This is a genomic window from Mycobacterium sp. UNC410CL29Cvi84 (assembly GCF_000686745.1).
Lineage (GTDB): Bacteria > Actinomycetota > Actinomycetes > Mycobacteriales > Mycobacteriaceae > Mycobacterium > Mycobacterium mucogenicum_B.
The window spans coordinates 211,405-230,174 of the sequence record NZ_JMLM01000012.1 but is presented as its reverse complement, the minus strand read 5'-3'; the positions used below and the strand labels follow the sequence as shown (position 1 = coordinate 230,174).

The following is an 18,770-nucleotide window of genomic DNA, read 5'->3' as shown; positions in this document are numbered from 1 at the left end:
AGTGTCCCGCAAACGAGCACAGGCCCAGGTGGAGCGGGCAGTGATGCTGCGCACCCGCCTACCCAAAGTCGCAGCCGTCTACGCCAAAGGGCTGATCGATGCGGTGATGGTCGCGATGATCGTCGCGCGCACCGACCTGATCATCGACGATGACGTCGCCCAACAGGTCGACGCCGACCTCGCCGCCAAGATCGTCGCGTGGGGGCGGTTGTCGAAACCGAAAATGGAACAGCGCATCGACGCGATCATCGCGGCCTCCGACCAGGCCGGGGTGCACCCGCCCAAACCCCCATCACAAGCCCGATACCTCGACATCCGCACCTGCGGACCCGGCGCCGCCAGCGTCTGCGGAACGCTGGACGCCGCGACCGCCGCCGTACTCGACGCGGCCCTCGATGACCTGGCCCGCGGGGTCTGCAAGCACGACCCGCGCAGCCACGATCAACGCCGTGCCGCCGCCATCGATGCCCTGGCCCGCGGCGGCCGGTTGCGCTGCGAGTGCGGACAGGACGACTGCCCCGCCGCCGCGGCCGAGCTACCGGCGGCGACCGTCGGCCCCCGCGCCGTCATCCACGTCATCGCCGCACCGCAGGCAGTGAACGGGCAGGCCCCCGGGTTCCTGCCCGGCTACGGGCAGATCCCCGCCGAACAAGTCGAACGACTCGCCGACGGCGCCATCATCCGCCAGGTGGACCTGCCACCGGATGCGGCCGAACCCCGATACCGGCCCTCGGCCAAACTGGCCGAGTTCGTGCGCTGCCGGGACCTGACCTGCCGATTCCCCGACTGCGACCGGCCCGCCGAGGCCTGCGACATCGACCACACGACCGCCTATCCCGCGGGGCCGACGCACCCGTCAAACCTCAAATGCCTGTGCCGGTTCCACCACCTGCTCAAAACCTTCCACCCTTGGCAGGATCAGCAGTTCCCCGACGGGACCGTCGTGTGGACCGCCCCCACCGGGCACACCTACATCACCAAACCCGAAGGCGCCCAATGGTACCCACAACTCGCCCACCCCACCGGCACACCCCAGATCAGCGAAGAACCGGTACGCACACCCGCGCGCGGTCACTGCATGCCCAAACGCAAACGCACCCGCGCACAAGAACGCCAACAACTCGTCAACCAAGCCCGCACGGCCAACGAAGAACGCATCGCCGACGAACAATCGCGCCGCATCGAACACGAAAAGATCCGGGCAGCAGAAGAAGGCTGGAATGAACCCGCACCGTTCTAGGTGGCGATCGCCGTGGCAGTGCAATCGGCGAAGCGCCTGGCGATCGAGCGGTCGATGTGCGCGAAATTGACTGCGATGCCATTGATCTCGGAGTCGGACCGCCGAGGGAAGGTCGACAGTGGCGTGACGATGAGACCGTCGGCCTCAAGCGATGCGGCGACGTCGCGGTCGCGGTGATCGGCGGGCAGCAGGATGGCGACGTGCAGCCCGGCTTGGACGCCGAGCACGTCGAGATCGGGACAGCGTGCCTCGAGTTCAGTGATGAGAATGTCTCGGCGGCAACGGTATTCGCGGCCGGCCCGGGCCAGGTGTCGTTGCAGTTCCCCGGCGGTGATCAGTTCGGTGAGGGCGATGCGCGTGATGGTCGAGACCGCGATGCGGTGGTCGCGAAGGTAAGTCTGGACCGCGTCACGCAGGGGCAGTGGTGGCACCAACCAGGCGGCGCCCAGGCTCGGTGCGAGCATCTTGGACGCAGTGCCGACGTAGGCCACGTGTTCCCCGGCGCCGGGAATGGACCGGATGGCGGGAAGTGGCGCAACGCCGTAGCGGAACTCGCCGTCGTAATCGTCTTCGATGACGATCGACCCGGTGCGCTTGGCCCACGCAACGAGCGCGGCCCGCCGATTCACCGAGAGTCGGTGCCCGAGCGGGTATTGGTGAGCCGGTGTCGTGTAGACGATGCCGGCCTCGGCGCCGAGTCTGTCGACGCACAGCCCGTCATGGTCGACGGGAACGAAAACCAGATCCAGGCCGGCGCGGCGGAATTCGTGAGCCGCGGCGGGGTAGCAGGGCGATTCGAGATAGCAGCGGGTGAGACCACTCACGGCCGCCAGCGTCTGAAAAGCCGCCGTCGAGCCGGGAATGTCGAAAACCGTGTCGGTGTCGATGCCCCGATTGGTGCGCAGGTGGCGGGACATGGCGGCAGTGAAGGCATCGTCGGTGTCTTGCCAGGGCGAGAGCGTCGTCGGTGGGGACGACGCCGCGGCCCGCCACACACGCGTCCACGCCCGCATGTCGATGAGCCCGATGTCCGGGGTGCCCGGGCGCAGATCGACAGCATCGGTGTGGTGCACCGCGGTATGTGCTGCCGGCGCGACGTTGGTCTTCTCGAGGCGGGGCGCGCGGCTGGACAGTCCGGCGCGGGCGGCCGCAGTGGCGCCGACGGTTGTCCGGGTTCCGGCGCCGGGGACGCCTTCGAGAAATCCGGCCGCGACCAATTCGTCGTAGGCTGCGGCGACCATCGTCCGCGAGGCCCCGAGCTCATGCGCGAGTGCGCGGGTCGACGGCAGCCAGTCGCCGTCGCCGACCTGCCCGGCGGCGATCAATGCCACCAGTTGGCTCGCGATCGCCCGGGCGCTGAGGTCGGTGGTATCGAGAGGCAGATGTACCGCCCGGGTGTGCCGCGCCACCCCGCCAGAATACTGGCCTGCCAGAAATGAGTATTTCTGGCTATTCAGATAAGGCCGCAATCATGGTGATCTGGGCTCATGGAAAAGGTCACCCGTAAGTATGGTCGTCAGTCCACGGCACGCGCCGCGCTGGAGGAGTTCCTCGATGAGCAGTGGTGGGGCGTACTCAGCATCGGCGACGTGGCCCGTCCGAACGGCAAGGTCCGGCCGCTGGCGGTGCCGACGCTGTACGTCCGTCACGGCGACCGGATTCTCATCCACGGTTCGACCGGCGCGGGCGCGCTCGGTACGAAGGGGGCGGGCGCGCAGGTCGCCTTCTGCGTGACGGCCATGGACGCACTTGTGGTGGCGCACAGCACTTTTGACTCGTCGGTGCACTACCGCTCCGCGGTGCTGTACGGCGAGGTGGAGCCGGCGCGCCGGGAAGATCGGGCGGCCTTGCTCGAGCGCTTCAGTGAGCTGCTGATCCCCGGGCGCACCGCCGAGGTGCGCGCGATGCTGCCGAAGGAGATCGCGGCGACCAACGTCATCTCCCTGCCGATCGTCGACGGCGACTGGGTGTACAAGGTCAACGGCGGCCCGGTCGCGGAACCCGAGGAGGAAACCGACGCCTGGGCGGGCATCGTGCCGTTCTCCGTCACCTATGGGGAGCCGCAGCGGGCGGAGTGGTCGACGGCCGAACTGCCGGACTCGGTGCGGGCGATGGTTACTGTAGCGCCGGTCTGACCTGCGTCGATAGGCCCGGATAGACATTTTTGGGGAATCGGGAATAGATCGCCAACTGCCCAGGTTGGACTCACCGACAACAAGTTGAGTGCAACAGACTCAAGTTCGGCTTGACAGACGGCATCGTCCGGTAGCAAGCTTGAGCGCAGTTCGCTCAGATCACCCATCAATGTCTATCAGGAGGCATCACTATGGCTCGTGCGGTCGGTATCGACCTCGGGACCACCAACTCTTGCGTCGCGGTGCTGGAGGGCGGCGACCCCGTCGTCGTTGCAAACTCAGAGGGCTCCCGGACCACCCCGTCGGTCGTCGCGTTCGCGCGTAACGGCGAGGTGCTGGTCGGCCAGCCCGCCAAGAACCAGGCAGTGACCAACGTCGACCGGACCATCCGTTCGGTGAAGCGGCACATCGGTACTGACTGGACCATCGACATCGACGGCAAGCAGTACACCTCGCAGGAGATCAGCGCGCGCACGCTGCAGAAGCTGAAGCGCGACGCGGAGGCGTACCTCGGTGAGGACATCACCGACGCCGTGATCACCGTCCCGGCCTACTTCAACGACGCTCAGCGTCAGGCCACCAAGGAAGCCGGCCAGATCGCCGGTCTCAACGTGCTCCGCATCGTCAACGAGCCGACCGCGGCCGCCCTGGCCTACGGCCTGGACAAGGGCGAGAAGGAACAGACCATCCTGGTCTTCGACCTCGGTGGCGGCACCTTCGACGTCTCGCTGCTGGAAATCGGCGAGGGCGTCGTCGAGGTCAAGGCGACCTCCGGTGACAACCACCTCGGTGGTGACGACTGGGACGAGCGCATCGTGCAGTGGCTCGTCGACAAGTTCAAGGCCACCAGCGGCATCGACCTGACCAAGGACAAGATGGCGATGCAGCGTCTGCGTGAGGCTGCGGAGAAGGCCAAGATCGAACTGAGCTCGAGCCAGAGCACCTCGATCAACCTGCCGTACATCACCGTCGACGCCGACAAGAACCCGCTGTTCCTCGACGAGCAGCTGACCCGTGCCGAGTTCCAGCGCATCACGCAGGACCTGCTCGACCGGACCCGTCAGCCGTTCCAGTCGGTGATCAAGGACGCCGGCATCTCGGTCTCCGACATCGACCACGTGGTCCTCGTCGGTGGCTCGACCCGTATGCCCGCCGTCACCGAGCTGGTCAAGGAACTGACCGGTGGCAAGGAGCCCAACAAGGGCGTCAACCCGGACGAGGTCGTGGCCGTCGGTGCCGCGCTGCAGGCCGGTGTGCTCAAGGGTGAGGTGAAAGACGTTCTGCTGCTTGACGTCACCCCGCTGTCCCTCGGTATCGAGACCAAGGGTGGCGTGATGACCAAGCTGATCGAGCGCAACACCACGATCCCGACCAAGCGGTCCGAGACCTTCACCACGGCCGACGACAACCAGCCGTCCGTGCAGATTCAGGTCTTCCAGGGCGAGCGCGAGATCGCTGCGCACAACAAGCTGCTCGGCAGCTTCGAGCTGACCGGCATCCCGCCGGCCCCGCGTGGCGTGCCGCAGATCGAGGTCACCTTCGACATCGACGTCAACGGCATCGTGCACGTGACCGCCAAGGACAAGGGCACGGGCAAGGAGAACACGATCAAGATCCAGGAAGGCTCCGGCCTGTCCCAGGAGGAGATCGACCGGATGATCAAGGACGCCGAGGCGCACGCCGAAGAGGACAAGAAGCGTCGCGAAGAGGCCGACGTCCGCAACCAGGCCGAGTCGCTCGTCTACCAGACGGAGAAGTTCGTCAAGGACCAGCGTGAAGCCGAGGGCGGCTCGAAGGTCCCCGAGGAGACCCTGACCAAGGTCGACGGCGCCATCGCCGAGGCCAAGACCGCGCTCGCCGGCACCGACATCGCCGCCATCAAGACGGCCATGGAGAAGCTGGGCGTCGAGAGCCAGGCCCTGGGCCAGGCGATCTACGAGGCCACTCAGGCCGAGCAGGCCGCCGGCGCGGGTGCGGGTGCTCCGGGTGGCGCCGCCGCAGATGACAACGTCGTGGACGCCGAGGTTGTCGAGGACGATCAGGAGAACAAGTGAGCCAGGACGATTCGCACGAGCCGGTGACCATCACCGACAAGCGGCGCATCGATCCGGAAACCGGCGAACCACGTGAGGGCGCTCCGGCGTCGGCCCCTGAGGGGTCGGCGCCGGAGGCCCCGGCCGCCGGCGAAGCCCTGGACGAAGCCGCTGAGCTCAAGTCGACGCTGCAACGGGTCAAGGCTGAGTACGACAACTACCGCAAGCGGGCGATTCGTCAGGAACAGGCCGCCGCCGAGCGTGCCAAAGCGCTTGTCGCACAGCATCTGTTGCCGGTGCTCGACGATCTCGACCGCGCTCGCGCCCACGGGGATCTGGAGGCCGGGCCGCTGAAGTCGGTGGCGGACAAGCTTTCTGCCGCGCTGGGCAACATCGGTCTCAGCGCATTCGGTGCCGAGGGTGACGAGTTCGATCCGTCGCTTCACGAGGCGGTGCAGCACGAGGGCGACGGCTCAAATCCGGTGCTCGGCACTGTGATGCGCCAGGGCTACAAACTCGGCGAGCAGGTGCTGCGGCACGCGCTGGTCGGGGTTGTCGATGCCGTGCCGACCGAGTTCGACGCGGCTGACCAGCCCGACACGCCCACCAATACCGACGCTGCGACCGAACAGAAACCAGAATCAAACGAGTAACCGAGCGACGCTGAGGAGGTGACGCGACATGGCTCAACGGGAATGGGTCGAGAAGGACTTCTACAAGGAACTCGGCGTCACCTCTGACGCCACGAAGGATGAGATCAAGCGCGCCGCGCGCAAGGTGCTGGCCGACAACCATCCGGACCGCAACCCGAACAATCCGGCAGCCGAGGAACGCTACAAGGCGGCGACCGAGGCCAAGGAAGTTCTGACCGACGACACCAAGCGTGCCGAATACGACGAAACCCGACGGCTTTTCGCCAACGGTGGATTCGGCCGCCGCTTCGGTGGTGGCGGTGGCGGTGGCGGCTTCGGAGGTTTCGGCGGCGACACGTCGGAGTTCAACCTGGGCGACCTGTTCGACCAGGCGGGGCAGACCGGCGGCGCCAACATCGGTGACCTGTTCGGCGGCCTGTTCGGCCGGGGTGCGCAGCAGCCGCGCCCCAGCCGTCCGCGCCGCGGCAACGACCTGGAAACCGAAACCGAGCTGAGCTTCCTCGAAGCGACCAAGGGCGTGGCCATGCCGCTGCGTCTGACCAGCCCGGCACCCTGCACCAACTGCCACGGCAGTGGCGCGCGCCCGGGCACCAGCCCGAAGGTGTGCCCCAACTGCAACGGCGCCGGCGTCATCAACCGCAACCAGGGTGCGTTCGGCTTCTCGGAGCCGTGCACCGAATGCCGCGGCACGGGCTCGATCATCGAGCACCCGTGTGACGAGTGCAAAGGCACCGGCGTCTCCACCCGGACGCGCACCATCAACGTGCGCATCCCTCCGGGTGTCACCGACGGTCAGCGCATCCGGCTGGCCGGGCAGGGCGAAGCGGGTCTACGCGGGGCGCCCTCGGGCGACCTGTATGTCACCGTGCACGTCCGGCCCGACAAGGTGTTCGGCCGCGACGGCGATGATCTGACCGTCACCGTCCCGGTGAGCTTCCATGAATTGGCATTGGGGACAACGCTTTCCGTGCCGACGCTGGAAGGCAAGGTTGGCGTCAGGGTGCCAAAGGGCACGTCCGACGGCCGCATCCTGCGGGTGCGAGGGCGCGGTGTGCCCAAGCGCGGCAGCGACGGTGGCCATGGCGACCTGCTGGTCACCGTGAAGGTGGCCGTGCCGCCGAACCTCGAAGGTGAAGCGGCGGAGGCGCTCGAGGCGTACGCAAAAGCAGAGCGGGCCAGTGGATTCGATCCGCGGGCCGGTTGGGCCGGGTCGCTATGAGCGCCCGGCGTAAGACAGAGGAAGCCCGGACCTTCCTGATCTCGGTGGCCGCCGAGCTGGCCGGTATGCACGCACAGACGTTGCGGACATACGACCGGCTCGGCCTGGTCAGCCCCCAACGCACCTCGGGCGGCGGTCGACGGTATTCGCAGCACGACGTCGACCTGCTGCGCGAGGTGCAGCGGCTGTCTCAGGACGAGGGCGTGAACCTGGCCGGCATCAAGCGCATCATCGAGCTGACCAATCAGGTCGAGGCGCTGCAGGCCAGGCTCACCGAGGTGACCGCCGAACTCGAACGCGTCCGCAAGCCCAGCACCGCACTGGTGCTGTGGGAACCGCGGCGGCGGGGGAATTCGCAGCGGGGTTGAACCGCAACGGTTCAACGGGTTTGACGGTCGACTTCGTCAGGTGTGTAGAAGAATTCGCGGTCGTCGTCACGGTCATCGAACATGCCGGCTTGTTCCAAGAGTTGGAAAAACACTCGGTAGAGCCGGCGGTAGATCACCAGTTCTTGATCGATAAGCGCTGCCACCCACGGGTTGTGCTCGGGTTTGGCAGCCAACCCGCCGACGCAATCGAATTGCACCCGGAGCGGCACCTGGTCACGGTGCGTCGTGAAAATCTCGCCGACGGCAAGCAACACCCCGTAGAACGGATCGTTCGACACAGGTGGGATGGGGCCCAAATCGACGTCTAGAAACGCAAATGTGGCGCGTCGGATGCATTCGGCAGACGCGAGGATGACGCGGTTCAGCGCACCATCGTCAGCCCTGGCGATGACGTCGACTGTGAGGTCGAACCAGGTCCGCTGCCGTCGCCAATGACCCAGGATGTGCCGGACCCATTCTCCGATCTCTGGCGCACCGCGCTCGAACAGCTTCATGGCGTGCCGGTCGATCGACTCGATCGTGGCGTCCGCGTCGATGTTCAACACCCACGGTTCACGTAGATGCGTGATTCGCTCGACTACCGCACGACTGCCAGCACCGATCACAACCGCGCGGCTGGCGTCATCGCCGCTGGCGATCGCCGACTGCAATTGCGCGTCCATGTGTCGATAGAGCTCAGGGAAGACTTCGAACGGCCGGACGGCAGTGCGCTCCCAGCCGTCACTGTGATCGCTCACGCTTGAACGCTGCCAAGAACAGGATTTGTGGCGTCCTGGCAGATCGACGAAACATGCTGCCAGTAAATCCAATCCGACATTGCTTCGCGCTGTGCGGCTACGTGCGGGGCGGTGTACGCCTTATATAGCTCGATGCTTTGCATGTGGTCGGCGTAAGCGATGAGCTTGATCAGATGATCGATCGGACCGTTGGTGCCGGTGGTGCGCAGCAGTGGCTTGATGGTCTCGACCCAGAGCTTCATCGTCTGTTTGGCGTCGGGTGGGGCATCCTGCACCGGCCGAGGCGGCAGCGCCTCGTACAGCGTGACGTCAGACCATTCCTCCAGTCGCGCAGCGGCCTCCGGCGCGATCACTTGCAGTCGGGACCGACCCTGCATGGTGCCATCGGCGGGGATGTCATCAGGTGCCAACTCTTCGGCATGCATGCTCGACTTGTATGGCTTGACCTCGTCTGGCGTGCCGATGATCGCGCGTAGCGTCTTGCCGTGGAACTGTGCCCACCCTTGCAGCGCTAGGAAGGGGACATTCACCCACCGGCCGCGTTCAGCCGGCGGGATTGCCTCGTCTGCGCTGACCAGCGTCACCTGACCCGGCAGTTTCACGCCATCTGGGATGTAGCCGATGCCGTACGAATTGGCCGCGAGAATCTGGCCCTCGGACGTGACCCCAACCGCCCACGTGAACTGATAGCTGGCCGCCGGAATAGACGGCGGCGCATGCAATGCCGCGGAAATGCGCCGCGCGATTTCGACATCTGCGTCGGTGTTTCCTGCCGACTTACGTTGCAGGAGGCCGGCTTTGGCTGCCGCTGCCATGGCATCGCGCTCTGCGCGCGCCGGGCTGACCGGGATCGGCGCGGCCGCGGCAGCAGCTTGCTGGTTGTTCGTGCCGGCCGCGGCGACACCTGGGCCTGTTGGTCCGACGGGGCCGCCCTGTCCGGGTTGTGCAACGGGTGCCGCCGGAGATGGTGTCGGGGCAGGGCCCAACGGTGCTGCCGGCGCGGCCGGTGTTCCAGCCGCTGGGCCACCGATGGAACCGCCTCCGCCCGCTGCCGACGCGGCGCCGACCGGAGCGGCACTCGTCCCGGACGTGCCGCCAGCCGCGCCAGTTGGCGTTGCCGGGGGTGGCGTTGTGGGCTGCGGCGTCGCCGGTTGAGCCGAGGCCAACGGCTGCGGAGCCTGGCCCGCTGCGTTCTGCAAGCCTTGCCCAAACTGCTGCAATCCCTGCTGCAGTGGATTGTTCGGTTGGCCGCCTGGCTGCTGTGGTCCGGTCTGCTGTCCGGTCGGGTTTCCAGACTGCGAGGCACTGGTGCTGCTCGGTGATCCACTCAGTCCACTGACAGGACTGCTGCTTCCGCCGCTGGTGGCGCCGGTCGATGTGCCTCCGCTCCCGCCGCCAGCCGTTCTGGTACCAGACGGTGATGGCGTGACCAATCCACCACTTGGGGCGTTGCCGGGAGTAGTCGTATTGGTCACTGGTGTCGCGACGTTGTTTCCCGGATTGCCTGCCTGCGCTGCAGCGGGCAGGGGATCTGCATTCGTTTTCCCTGGCGTCGCAGTTTGCACCGGGGGTGCACCGTGCTGGACGACAGGCTGCTGCGTGGCGACAGTCGTTGTGGGCAGTGGATCGCTGCTCGTTTTGCTAGGTGGCGGCTGTTGCCCCGGTGCACCAGCAGCTTCCGGTGTTACTTGCTGTTGCTGCCGTTCGGTAGCCGAGGGAAGTGAATCACTATTTGTCTTGCTCGGAGGGGACGATGGCGGACTTCCCGGCGCAGCGGCCCCAATTCCGGGTGGGGCCGTCGGCAGGCCATCGGCTATCAGACTATGCAGATTCAACGTCGGTCGGTAGGAATCTGGAGGACCAAATTTTCCGGCCTTCCGCTGCGTAGCCTTAAGGTTCAACGCGTAACAATCCGAAATTCTCTGATTCTGATCTTCCTCGGATAGTTCATCAAAATTTTTTAGATACGAATGTACATTGCCGGCTATTTCGTTCTTGCAATCGATGATCGCATTACTCATGTCATAATTCCAACTCGCGGCTGCATGGAGTAAATTTTCCATGGCTGTGAGCTGGTTGGAAATATCGCCTGCTTTATTGTTGGCTGCGCCTGAGGCATCCCCAGACCAGCCTCCCGCACCAAATATATTGCCTCTTGTGGTATTCCAAGGCGCCGTAGAATTATTCGCCAGATTCTGAAGAGCTCTCACGCAATCTTGCGCAGTTTGATAGAAGCGTCCTTCGCTTGCTTCGGGCCACGCATTCGGCTCGATCATGCCCTTAGGACAGCTGGGCTTTTGTATGTCGCCGGTCATCTAGTCCGCTCCGGCTGCTTTGCAGGCTGCGCTGATCGCGCCAAATCCGCGCCACCATACGTTGAACAGGTAAAGATCTGCGCTGGTGTATGTCGGTACGCCTTGGATAAATGCCCGTCCGTACTGACCGGATAGGGCCGCCAGGTCGGCTACTGTTGGGTTTTTGCTTGCGTGGCCCAATTTCTCGGCCGCGTCGATGATGTGTGTAATCACAGGCTTCAGCGCATCGTTTTCTGCTTTGTACTCGGGTGACCAATTGCTGGCCGGAATGCTAGGGTCTTCTTTGTTCCATGCGACATAAGCTGGATCGGTTACGAATCCATCGACCAGCGAATTCCACTCAGAGCAGTCTGATGTTGGCGATGTCAGAAACTTTGTTGGCTGACTGAGGTCGCCGACTGGTGACAGCTGTTGGGGCGTTCCGCTGGATTCGACAAGTGGTCCTCGAGCACCTGCTGAGCCGAATGTAATCGCCTGGCAGATGTTGCTAATCACCATTCCAAAAATAACGCCGGTAGATTGCAGATATTTATCGTTTTCTGTATAGGATGGGATGCGCTCGACAAATGCTCGCGTATATGCGATGTACTGCTGATACAGTTCGCGCATTACGCGATGTTGGGTGAGTTTAACCAGTGGGACTGTTTGGTCGGCCGAATTTCTTAGCGCGTCGCCAATCTGGCGATACATCGCCTGCATGTCCGGGTTCCACGCGCTCGCGGGTATAGATGCATCTCGCTTATCCCAGCCGTTCTTTTCGACATTTGCCAACGTGTCGTTAATCGGACCCCACGGAGCACAAGAAGGGTCTTCGGTAATCACCGAGACGGGTCCGGTGTCGTGCGCGCTTGCGATGTCGGATTTCGAGCCCGACGTCGGCGTACCGCCACCGCCATTGTCGCTGCCCTTGCCGCCTGCGCAGGACACCGCCACCACGGCAGTCGCCGCGATGACAGCGATTAGGGCAATCGCACCGAGGACCCACTTCAGTGGACCTTTCTTCTGTGGTGCAGGCGCGGGATTTGGCCACTGCTGTTGCGGGTTCCAATGTCCCTGCGGACCCGGGCCCGGCTGTCCACCGGGATAGCCCTGCCAGTTTCCGGGCTGCTGCGGGGGCTGAGCACCCCACGGGCCGGACTGCGGTGGCTGGGTCACAGTTGTTCCTCCACATTGGGTCGGGTCGGTGCCGCGTGTCGTGGTGCAGTCGAGGACGGCGGGACGGGGGCAGCGTTTGAACCGTGGATCGGCGAAGCAGCATGCTTGCCCTCGACCGGCGCCTTGGGCTGCGCTTTCTCGGACTGCGCCTGCGATTTGTCTTTGTCGTCTGCCGACTTCTTTTCGTCGTCGGCTTTCTTGTCGTCAGCAGCTTTCTGCGCAGCGTCTTCCGGCTTGTCCTTGTCGGACTCGCCCTTCTTGCCGGCAATTTGGCCGATCTGCTGGCCCACTTGCTGGGCCATCTGCATCGCCGCTTGTGGGATTGCTCCCGCCGCCTGGGCCATCTGCATAGGCATCTGCAGCATCTGGCCGCCCATCTGGCCGAGTTGGCTCAGCTGGCTCATCGGATCCCCGCCAGCGCCCGGCGTGGCCGATGCTGCCGCGGACGTTGCGCCAGCTTTGGCCGAATTGGCGGTGCCGCCAGGTGATCCGGGCCCGCCGCCACCCCCTGGCGCGCCACCGCCACCGCCGCCGGACCCCTGGCCTGCCGGATCATCGAGCTTTTGCTTCAGCACGTCTGCAGCGGCTTGTTGATCAGTCGTCGCGTACGTGGACGCCGCATCCTTGATGTTCGCTGCATAGGCCGCGGTCTCGGTTTTCAGCTTGGGCAAGCCGGTCGTTATCGGGTCCGCGAACTTTGGGGCATTGGTCGCCGCTGCAGATGACAGCGCGTCTGCAGCGGGCGGAATGTAGAAAGCCGGAGCAGCCGGCACCGCGTCCGACGCTGCTTGAAACGCTTGACCGGCAGCCGCTAGTTGGGCCGTATCAACCTTCAACGTAGGCGTCATTTGCTGCCCGCCTCGTCGTGCGTCGCCCCCTGTGAACGGTGACTACTCGACACCGAATTTCCCTCCCTGCGTCGGTCAGCCGAACTTGCCCTTGAGCTTCCCCTCGGCGGATTCCATCGAATCATGACCGCCCTGGATGGCGCCGATCAGCTTGTTCAAGGCTTCAAGCGCAGCGTCGGCCTTCTCACCCCACGAGCGCTCGGCAGCTTGCCACCCCTCGCGAGCGGTGCCGTGCCAGATGTCGCTGCTGACCATCTGAATCCGAGCGCGCTCCTCGGCCAGAACGTCGTTCAACCGCTTGTGCTCATCCTTGAGGTCGCCGACCGTCTGCTCGATCTTCGCGAAGTGCCACTCTTGCTCGGCCATTGATGTCCCCCTACAGATGCATTGCTTGGGTCAGGCCTGAGGCGGCATTGGTGTCGGTCGAGTCGTAGGCCGCAACCGCGGAGTGCAGCTTTTCAGCAATGCCGTGTTGCTCGGTGCGCAGTGCGGCCATCGCCTTCTGATAACTGGTCAGAGCCGCCGCGACGGCCTTGCCTGTGTCGCCCTTCAGTGCCTCACCGAATGAGTCGATGGCGTGCCCGACCGTCTTCTCATGCGACTCGAGATGACCGACAGTCTCCTCGAGTTTCGCCACCTGATGCCGCAGCATCTCTGTGTCGACCTTGACTACGTCCACGCCGCCCCCTTCACACGACAACCCCGGACCGATTTTACGCCGGGGCGGTTATCAGTCGTCCCAACAAGGATAGTGGGCCGGAAGGGCAGTTACCTGCACCAAAAGTGTGGCCCGATCGTGCGAGGCGCGTGGCTTCGCTGACTTTTTGAGTGGCGCGTCATGGGCCCGATAGGATTGGGCGTCGTCGACAGCACAAGTTTGCGCTTGGTCGCTGGACTGCGGCCCGACATCCATCTGAAGCAGATACCTAGAGCGATTCTTGCCAGTGGCCTCGACCGATCCCGCACCGAGACTGTGGGTGTCTGAAGACGTTCAGTTTGGTGAACTCGTCGCTGGCTTTGATGCGGTCGCGAACCAGCGCATTCCGTACGGAAAGTTGCCGGCTCGTGCGCGGAATCTGTACGCATCGCACTACACAACGTGGTCCGACATCGCCGAAACGACCATCGCTGAACTGCTTGAATCTCGATCGAGCGGTGTCCGTACCGTCGCGTCGATCGTGACGGCAGCACATGACGCAGTGGCCCAATTGGCGGACTGCGTGGACGGTCCTCAACCGTCGCTTGCTGACAGGCTCGATCGATTGGTGGCTGGCATCGGGGAACGCGACCACCACGTTCTGCGCGCTCGAGCATGGGGATCCACTCAAGTCACTCAAGAGCGACTCGCTGAAGAGCTTGGTGTGCACCCGACCTGGTTGTGGCGAAACGAGAGCCGCATCCGTTCACGCTTCGCGGAACTACTCAACGAACCTGGCCACCTTCGGATCCAGCAGTCGGCAGATGAACTGCGCCGCAGACTCGGTATCTATGTGCCGCGAAAAACAGTCGAATCAGAGATTCAGCAGCTGGCGCTAGAGCCGACGAGCGAGACCGCCCGGCTGTTGCTGTACGTCGCTGGGCCGTACAAGGAGCATGAGGACTGGTTCGAAAATGTGTCGCAGGGCGGACGTCGACGGGTCGATGCTTGTGTCCGGAGCCTCTTTCGTGGAGAGCCCGCCCAGACCCTGGAAGCGCTGGCTGGGGAGCTCACAGCCGAAGGGATGCGGCGAGATGTAGTTCCCGCATATCTGGACAGGCTGGCGCTGAGCAGGATTGGCAGTGCGTACCTGCCACCACGCTCTGGACTCAGGGCCAAAATCGCAGCGGCATTGAACGCTGCTGGCCGGCCGATGACTGCCGAAGAAATCAGCGGCATGGTGGGGGATTCGGTCAGTGCTAAGTCTGTGCTGAAAGCCCTACACGGCAACGACACATTTAGGCGAACGAGCCGAACTGGATGGGCATTGGCGGGATGGAGTCATCCCGAGTACGGCGGTATCGCGCAAGAACTGACAAACCGCATCGAGGCTGCCGGCGGGCGGATGCCGATACGGGCGTTGCTTGACGACATGCTCGACGCATTCCCGGACATCAAGGAAAGCTCGATCCGTACCTACCTGGCGACTCTCGCGTTCGTAACCGAAGGGGGCATGGTGCGTTGCCGACGCCCCGAAGACGCATGGCCATCTATACCTTCACTGAGCACCGTGCCCGGAGCGGTTCGTCAGTCCGACGGCAGTATCCGAATCGCAATCCCAGTGACAGCACAGGTTCTCCGAGGTTCGGGCTTATCGATCGATCCGCCCGTCGCGGACGCGATCGGTGTGAAGCCAGGGAACCGCCGCGACTTCGAAACATCCTGCGGTGCCGTCTCCGTTGCGTGGGCATTGTCCGAGCCCGCTGCGCCCAACATGGGATCGATTCGACGTCTTGCCGAGGCAGCTGGAGCTCGACTTGGTGACTCTCTTGTACTGATCTTCGATCCAGACGAAGGCGCGCTACGTGCGGAGTGCGGCCAACACAATGAAGCGGTTTAGCTGCAACGCTGTTCAGTTGACGGGAGTCGCATCTCCACTCACCCTGTCGCGCAACAACTCCCGCAGTTGCGCGATCTCGTCTCGCAGGTCTTCGATGTGCGCCGCCGTCACGGCGTCTTGTTTCTGATCATCGATCGACACAGTCTGCACGATCCACGACGCGATGGTCGCCGTAATCGAACCGACCAGGCTGATGCCGCCAATCATCATGAGGCTGGCCATGACTCGGCCGGTGGTGGTGACGGGGTACATGTCGCCGTAGCCGACCGTGGTGATCGTGGTCATCGCCCACCACACGGCCAGGCCGAAACTCGTGATGTGCGCGTCGGGCGCACCACGTTCGGCTTCGTACACCGCCAGCGCCCCGACATACACCAACAGCACGGCACCGGAGATGGTGTAGATGATCACCTTGCCGCGAATGGCATTGCCGATGGCCTTCTGCAGCGCACCCACCAGCACGACCAGCCGGAGCAGACGAAGCGGCCGCAACAGTGGCAGCAGCACGACGGCGAGGTCGACCAGATGCCGGAAGAACCACTGCTTGCGGTCGGGTGCCAGGTAGAGCCGCGCCGCGTAGTCGGCGGTGAACACCGCCCATGCCAACCAGGTCACCAGGGTCAGGAGCCGCGCGACGAATCCGTGCGGCTGGGCGAGGACCTCGATGCTGTACGCGGCCAGGAACAGGGCGGCGACGGCGGCCAGGGGCCACTCGGCGCGATGTTCCCACCGGTCGAGGCGGTCTTGCGTATCCACGTCAGAAAGTGTGCGACACCCGTCGCGATTTCGGAACTCAGTTGACGGTGATCGAGAACCGCGCTGTCGTCGGCCGGCCCGGAGCGGCGAGGCGATAGCCACCGCGGCGCAGCGCGTCGGTGGGCGCGGCCATGGGCTCGATGGCCACCAATGCGTCGCCGGGCGGGGCGAACAGCTGCGCGGCGGGGTAGCCGGTTTCGAATGTCACCGTGATCCGGTGGTCGCCGCCGCGGAGGATGAACTGCGCGCCGTCGGGCACCTGGTCGAAGCCGTCATCGTAGGTGGTGTCGCCGAGCGGCGCGGACCGCGCCGGCCACGGCTCGACGGCGCCGGAGGGCAGACCGCGATCATCGGTCGGCAGGTGCCGCATCGCCGGCGTCTCCAGCACCCAATCTTCCCGGGGCACATCCGGAATGGTCAGGTACGGGTGGTACCCGAAACACAGCGGCACCGCCGCGGAGGCCGACGGCCGGACGGTGGTCTCGACCGTCAGAACACGGCCCGTCAATGTGGCCCACTGCGTCAGCACGTGCGGGAACGGGAACGACGCCAGCAGGCCGGGCCGGTTGAAATCGACTGCGGCGGTGACCGAATTCGCGGACTGCTCGACGATCACCCAACCCGGGTACGCGGCCAGGAGGCCGTGCATGGGCGAGCCGTGCGGGTCCGTGCGGACACCGCCGGTGTCGGGCGTCAATGTGACGACGCCGCCGTCGACGTCATACGTGTTGGCGCCCAATCGATTCGCCCACGGATAGAGCAGTGGGATGCCCATGGTCTTGGCATTGGTCAGGTACGCCTCGAGGCCGCGGCGCTGGCCGAGGAACTCGAGATCGCCTTCGGCGAACGACGTGCCGATCATGCCGGCGCCGGGGACGAACGTCGCCGTCATCGCGGACTCGGGGTCGCGTAAGACGACGGTGTCGAGTTCGGCCATCGATTCCTCCAGCGTCAGTGGGCCAACGGGTCGTGCTGAATACGTTCTGGTGGTGCGCCTTTGGCGATCAGAGCGGCTTTGGTCGCCGTGACCATCTCCGGTCCGCCGCACAGCAGGATCTGCCGGTCGCCCCAGCTGCCGTAGCTCGTCACGACGTCGGGCAACAGCCCGGTCTGCCGGACGTGCAGCCCACGCGGCGGCTGGACGTCGGGGTAGTCGGCGGCCCACGGTGGGTCGGTGGTGTACTCGGACACCGGTGTGACGGACAGCCACGGATTGGTGGCCGCGATCTCCCACAGGACGCGTAGGTCGTACAAGTCGCAGGGATAGCGCCCGCCGAAGAACAGGTGCACGCGCGGATTCTCGGCCTCGCGACACAGATTCATCAGCAGGGCCCGCAGCGGAGCCAGGCCGGTGCTGCCGGCGACCATCAGCACGTCACCGTCGGAACGTGAAACATGCATTCCGCCATGGGGATTGGACAGCCGCCAGCGGTCGCCGGGTGCGGTCTGGTTGACGATGGCGGTGCTCACCATGCCGCCACTGACGGAGCGGACGTGAAACTCGATGGCACCGCTGGCATCCGAGGGCATCGACGGACTCAGGTGCCGCCAGCGTCGCGGCCACTGCGGCACCTGCACCGCGACGTACTGGCCGGCGTGATACGGCAGCGCCTGGTCGAGCTGCAGTCGCACCACCGAGACGTCCCGGGTGACGCGCAGATGCTCGACGACGGTGCCGTCGACATAGGGCGGTGTCTGTTCGGAGTCGGCGGCGCCGCGCATGACGCCGACGATCAGATCGACGGCGTGCGTGGTGGCCTCGGCGACCCTCGCGTCCCAGCGGTCGCCGAGTTCGTCGCGCAGGGTGGTCAGCAGTGCGTCCTGCAGCGCCGCGTAATGCTGATGTCCCACACCGTATTTACGGTGATCCCGGCCGAGCTGGGCCAGGAACGCCACGGGCTCCTCGGCGCGCTGCTCGATGAACTCGCCGAGCACCCAGAACAGTGCGTGGCTGAAGGCGGTGCGCTGGGCGGCCAGGTCCGGTGGGAAGAGGTCGCGCGCCGACAGGTCGCCGGCGAACCACCGGGTGTAGAAGCGCCCGATCACGTCGTCCCCGCCGCGCGCAGGGTCGACCGCGGTCCGCACCGTCATCAGCGCTTCGCGGTCGTCAAGTCCCATCAGACATCGGCGAGGTGGTGTCGAAGTGGTTCTGCCCCAAGGTGTTGACGAAACTGGGGCCCAGCAGGTCGAGTTCGCGCCGGTGTGCGTCGGCCCACGTGCCGTACGGCTGGTGGGCGAGGTATTCGTTGCGGAACCGGTCGTCCTCGGACACCTCGGTGACGCAGAACGTCGGGATCGCCAGGTCGACCACCGGCCCGCCGCGCTCGACCTCGGCGAGCAGGAGCGGGGCGTTGCCGCCCGTGAACCGGTCGATGATCCAGCCGTCCTCACCCAGCCACACCGAGTACCGCACCTTGGTCACGACGTGTTCGGCGCGACGCACGATTTCACCGGCCACCAGCGGATCGAGTTCGCGTTCGGCCTCATAGCGGGTGCCGCCGGTGGCCGGGCCCTTGGCGGTCATGGTGCCGATCGAGTCGCTGCCGATGGCGTCGATGAGGTCCATCGCCGGATCACTCAGATCGGCCGGAGCGGGGCCCTGGATGCGTACCCGGACGGCATAGCCGTCGGATGCGAACAGGTAGGCCTGCACGATCAGCGCAGGACTGGGGTCGGACGCTGTGACAGCGGGCAGGTCGCGGACGAGGAACTTTCGTTCGAACTCGAAATCGCCGAAGCCGGACTCGGACATG

Annotated in this window: 18 protein-coding genes; 7 read left to right on the top strand and 11 right to left on the bottom strand. The window is 65.0% G+C overall.

Going from position 1 to position 18,770, the window contains the following annotated elements; genetic code table 11:
- Positions 1-1,240 (top strand): HNH endonuclease signature motif containing protein (locus BR47_RS30870; protein WP_036427571.1); only part of this gene is annotated, 1,240 nt, incomplete at its 5' end.
- On the opposite strand, the gene BR47_RS0118745 is transcribed toward BR47_RS30870, so the two are convergent.
- Positions 1,237-2,649, bottom strand: coding sequence for an aminotransferase-like domain-containing protein (locus BR47_RS0118745; RefSeq protein WP_029120448.1), 1,413 nt, complete (start codon positions 2,647-2,649; stop codon positions 1,237-1,239). The two genes, BR47_RS30870 and BR47_RS0118745, sit on opposite strands and share 4 nt — an antisense overlap.
- 78 nt (positions 2,650-2,727) lie before the next feature.
- Here BR47_RS0118745 and BR47_RS0118740 point away from each other — a divergent pair, with 78 nt between their 5' ends.
- From BR47_RS0118740 to BR47_RS0118720, 5 genes are all read left to right on the top strand, one after another.
- The gene (locus tag BR47_RS0118740; protein WP_029120447.1) at positions 2,728-3,375 is read left to right on the top strand and encodes a pyridoxamine 5'-phosphate oxidase family protein; all 648 of its coding nucleotides are present in this window, start codon (positions 2,728-2,730) and stop codon (positions 3,373-3,375) included.
- Positions 3,376-3,566: 191 nt separating this feature from the next.
- The gene (dnaK, locus tag BR47_RS0118735; RefSeq protein ID WP_029120446.1) at positions 3,567-5,429 is read left to right on the top strand and encodes a molecular chaperone DnaK; all 1,863 of its coding nucleotides are present in this window, start codon (positions 3,567-3,569) and stop codon (positions 5,427-5,429) included.
- Positions 5,426-6,061, top strand: coding sequence for a nucleotide exchange factor GrpE (gene grpE / locus BR47_RS0118730; protein WP_020098695.1), 636 nt, complete (start codon positions 5,426-5,428; stop codon positions 6,059-6,061). The genes dnaK and grpE overlap by 4 nt, the downstream gene beginning before the upstream one ends.
- 28 nt (positions 6,062-6,089) lie before the next feature.
- A complete protein-coding gene (gene dnaJ, locus BR47_RS0118725; RefSeq protein ID WP_020098696.1) occupies positions 6,090-7,280 on the top strand; it encodes a molecular chaperone DnaJ in 1,191 nt (396 codons plus the stop codon).
- Complete coding sequence (locus BR47_RS0118720; RefSeq protein WP_020098697.1) at positions 7,277-7,648, top strand: heat shock protein transcriptional repressor HspR; 372 nt, start codon at positions 7,277-7,279, stop codon at positions 7,646-7,648. Before dnaJ ends, BR47_RS0118720 begins: the two co-directional genes overlap by 4 nt.
- 11 nt (positions 7,649-7,659) lie before the next feature.
- On the opposite strand, the gene BR47_RS0118715 is transcribed toward BR47_RS0118720, so the two are convergent.
- From BR47_RS0118715 to BR47_RS0118695, 6 genes are all read right to left on the bottom strand, one after another.
- Positions 7,660-8,319: a hypothetical protein gene (locus BR47_RS0118715; RefSeq protein WP_141772265.1), complete on the bottom strand. Its 660-nt coding sequence runs from the start codon at positions 8,317-8,319 to the stop codon at positions 7,660-7,662.
- Positions 8,320-8,402: 83 nt separating this feature from the next.
- Entirely contained in the window at positions 8,403-9,221 is an 819-nt protein-coding gene (locus tag BR47_RS0118710; RefSeq protein WP_036427570.1) for an EspK C-terminal domain-containing protein, read from the bottom strand.
- A 1,500-nt stretch (positions 9,222-10,721) separates the two neighbouring features.
- A complete protein-coding gene (locus BR47_RS33200) occupies positions 10,722-11,876 on the bottom strand; it encodes an ESX-1 system-associated protein (protein ID WP_141772264.1) in 1,155 nt (384 codons plus the stop codon).
- The gene (locus BR47_RS33195) at positions 11,873-12,649 is read right to left on the bottom strand and encodes a hypothetical protein (protein ID WP_155987074.1); all 777 of its coding nucleotides are present in this window, start codon (positions 12,647-12,649) and stop codon (positions 11,873-11,875) included. Before BR47_RS33195 ends, BR47_RS33200 begins: the two co-directional genes overlap by 4 nt.
- A gap of 150 nt (positions 12,650-12,799) precedes the next feature.
- On the bottom strand, positions 12,800-13,090 hold the full coding sequence (locus BR47_RS0118700) for a WXG100 family type VII secretion target (protein WP_029120443.1): 291 nt from the start codon (positions 13,088-13,090) through the stop codon (positions 12,800-12,802).
- A gap of 10 nt (positions 13,091-13,100) precedes the next feature.
- Positions 13,101-13,403: a type VII secretion target gene (locus BR47_RS0118695; RefSeq protein WP_029120442.1), complete on the bottom strand. Its 303-nt coding sequence runs from the start codon at positions 13,401-13,403 to the stop codon at positions 13,101-13,103.
- A gap of 298 nt (positions 13,404-13,701) precedes the next feature.
- Here BR47_RS0118695 and BR47_RS33190 point away from each other — a divergent pair, with 298 nt between their 5' ends.
- Positions 13,702-15,261: a hypothetical protein gene (locus tag BR47_RS33190; protein WP_141772263.1), complete on the top strand. Its 1,560-nt coding sequence runs from the start codon at positions 13,702-13,704 to the stop codon at positions 15,259-15,261.
- A gap of 12 nt (positions 15,262-15,273) precedes the next feature.
- Here BR47_RS33190 and BR47_RS0118690 read toward each other — a convergent pair whose 3' ends face one another.
- The 4 genes from BR47_RS0118690 to BR47_RS0118675 are packed head-to-tail and all read right to left on the bottom strand — an operon-like array spanning position 15,274 to position 18,769.
- Positions 15,274-16,017: a potassium channel family protein gene (locus BR47_RS0118690; RefSeq protein ID WP_029120441.1), complete on the bottom strand. Its 744-nt coding sequence runs from the start codon at positions 16,015-16,017 to the stop codon at positions 15,274-15,276.
- Positions 16,018-16,054: 37 nt separating this feature from the next.
- On the bottom strand, positions 16,055-16,954 hold the full coding sequence (locus BR47_RS0118685) for an aldose 1-epimerase (RefSeq protein WP_029120440.1): 900 nt from the start codon (positions 16,952-16,954) through the stop codon (positions 16,055-16,057).
- Positions 16,955-16,968: 14 nt separating this feature from the next.
- The gene (locus BR47_RS0118680) at positions 16,969-18,135 is read right to left on the bottom strand and encodes an FAD-binding oxidoreductase (RefSeq protein ID WP_029120439.1); all 1,167 of its coding nucleotides are present in this window, start codon (positions 18,133-18,135) and stop codon (positions 16,969-16,971) included.
- A complete protein-coding gene (locus BR47_RS0118675) occupies positions 18,125-18,769 on the bottom strand; it encodes a CYTH domain-containing protein (RefSeq protein ID WP_029120438.1) in 645 nt (214 codons plus the stop codon). Before BR47_RS0118675 ends, BR47_RS0118680 begins: the two co-directional genes overlap by 11 nt.
- Position 18,770 lies beyond the last annotated feature (1 nt).

Coding starts and splice junctions, on each gene's coding strand:
- BR47_RS0118700 (WP_029120443.1), bottom strand. CDS start 13,090: ATGGCCGAGCAAGAGTGGCACTTCGCGAAGATCGAGCAGACGGTCGGC.
- BR47_RS0118680 (WP_029120439.1), bottom strand. CDS start 18,135: ATGGGACTTGACGACCGCGAAGCGCTGATGACGGTGCGGACCGCGGTC.
- BR47_RS0118710 (WP_036427570.1), bottom strand. CDS start 9,221: ATGGCAGCGGCAGCCAAAGCCGGCCTCCTGCAACGTAAGTCGGCAGGA.
- dnaJ (WP_020098696.1), top strand. CDS start 6,090: ATGGCTCAACGGGAATGGGTCGAGAAGGACTTCTACAAGGAACTCGGC.
- dnaK (WP_029120446.1), top strand. CDS start 3,567: ATGGCTCGTGCGGTCGGTATCGACCTCGGGACCACCAACTCTTGCGTC.
- BR47_RS0118720 (WP_020098697.1), top strand. CDS start 7,277: ATGAGCGCCCGGCGTAAGACAGAGGAAGCCCGGACCTTCCTGATCTCG.
- BR47_RS0118675 (WP_029120438.1), bottom strand. CDS start 18,769: ATGTCCGAGTCCGGCTTCGGCGATTTCGAGTTCGAACGAAAGTTCCTC.
- BR47_RS0118685 (WP_029120440.1), bottom strand. CDS start 16,954: ATGGCCGAACTCGACACCGTCGTCTTACGCGACCCCGAGTCCGCGATG.
- BR47_RS0118740 (WP_029120447.1), top strand. CDS start 2,728: ATGGAAAAGGTCACCCGTAAGTATGGTCGTCAGTCCACGGCACGCGCC.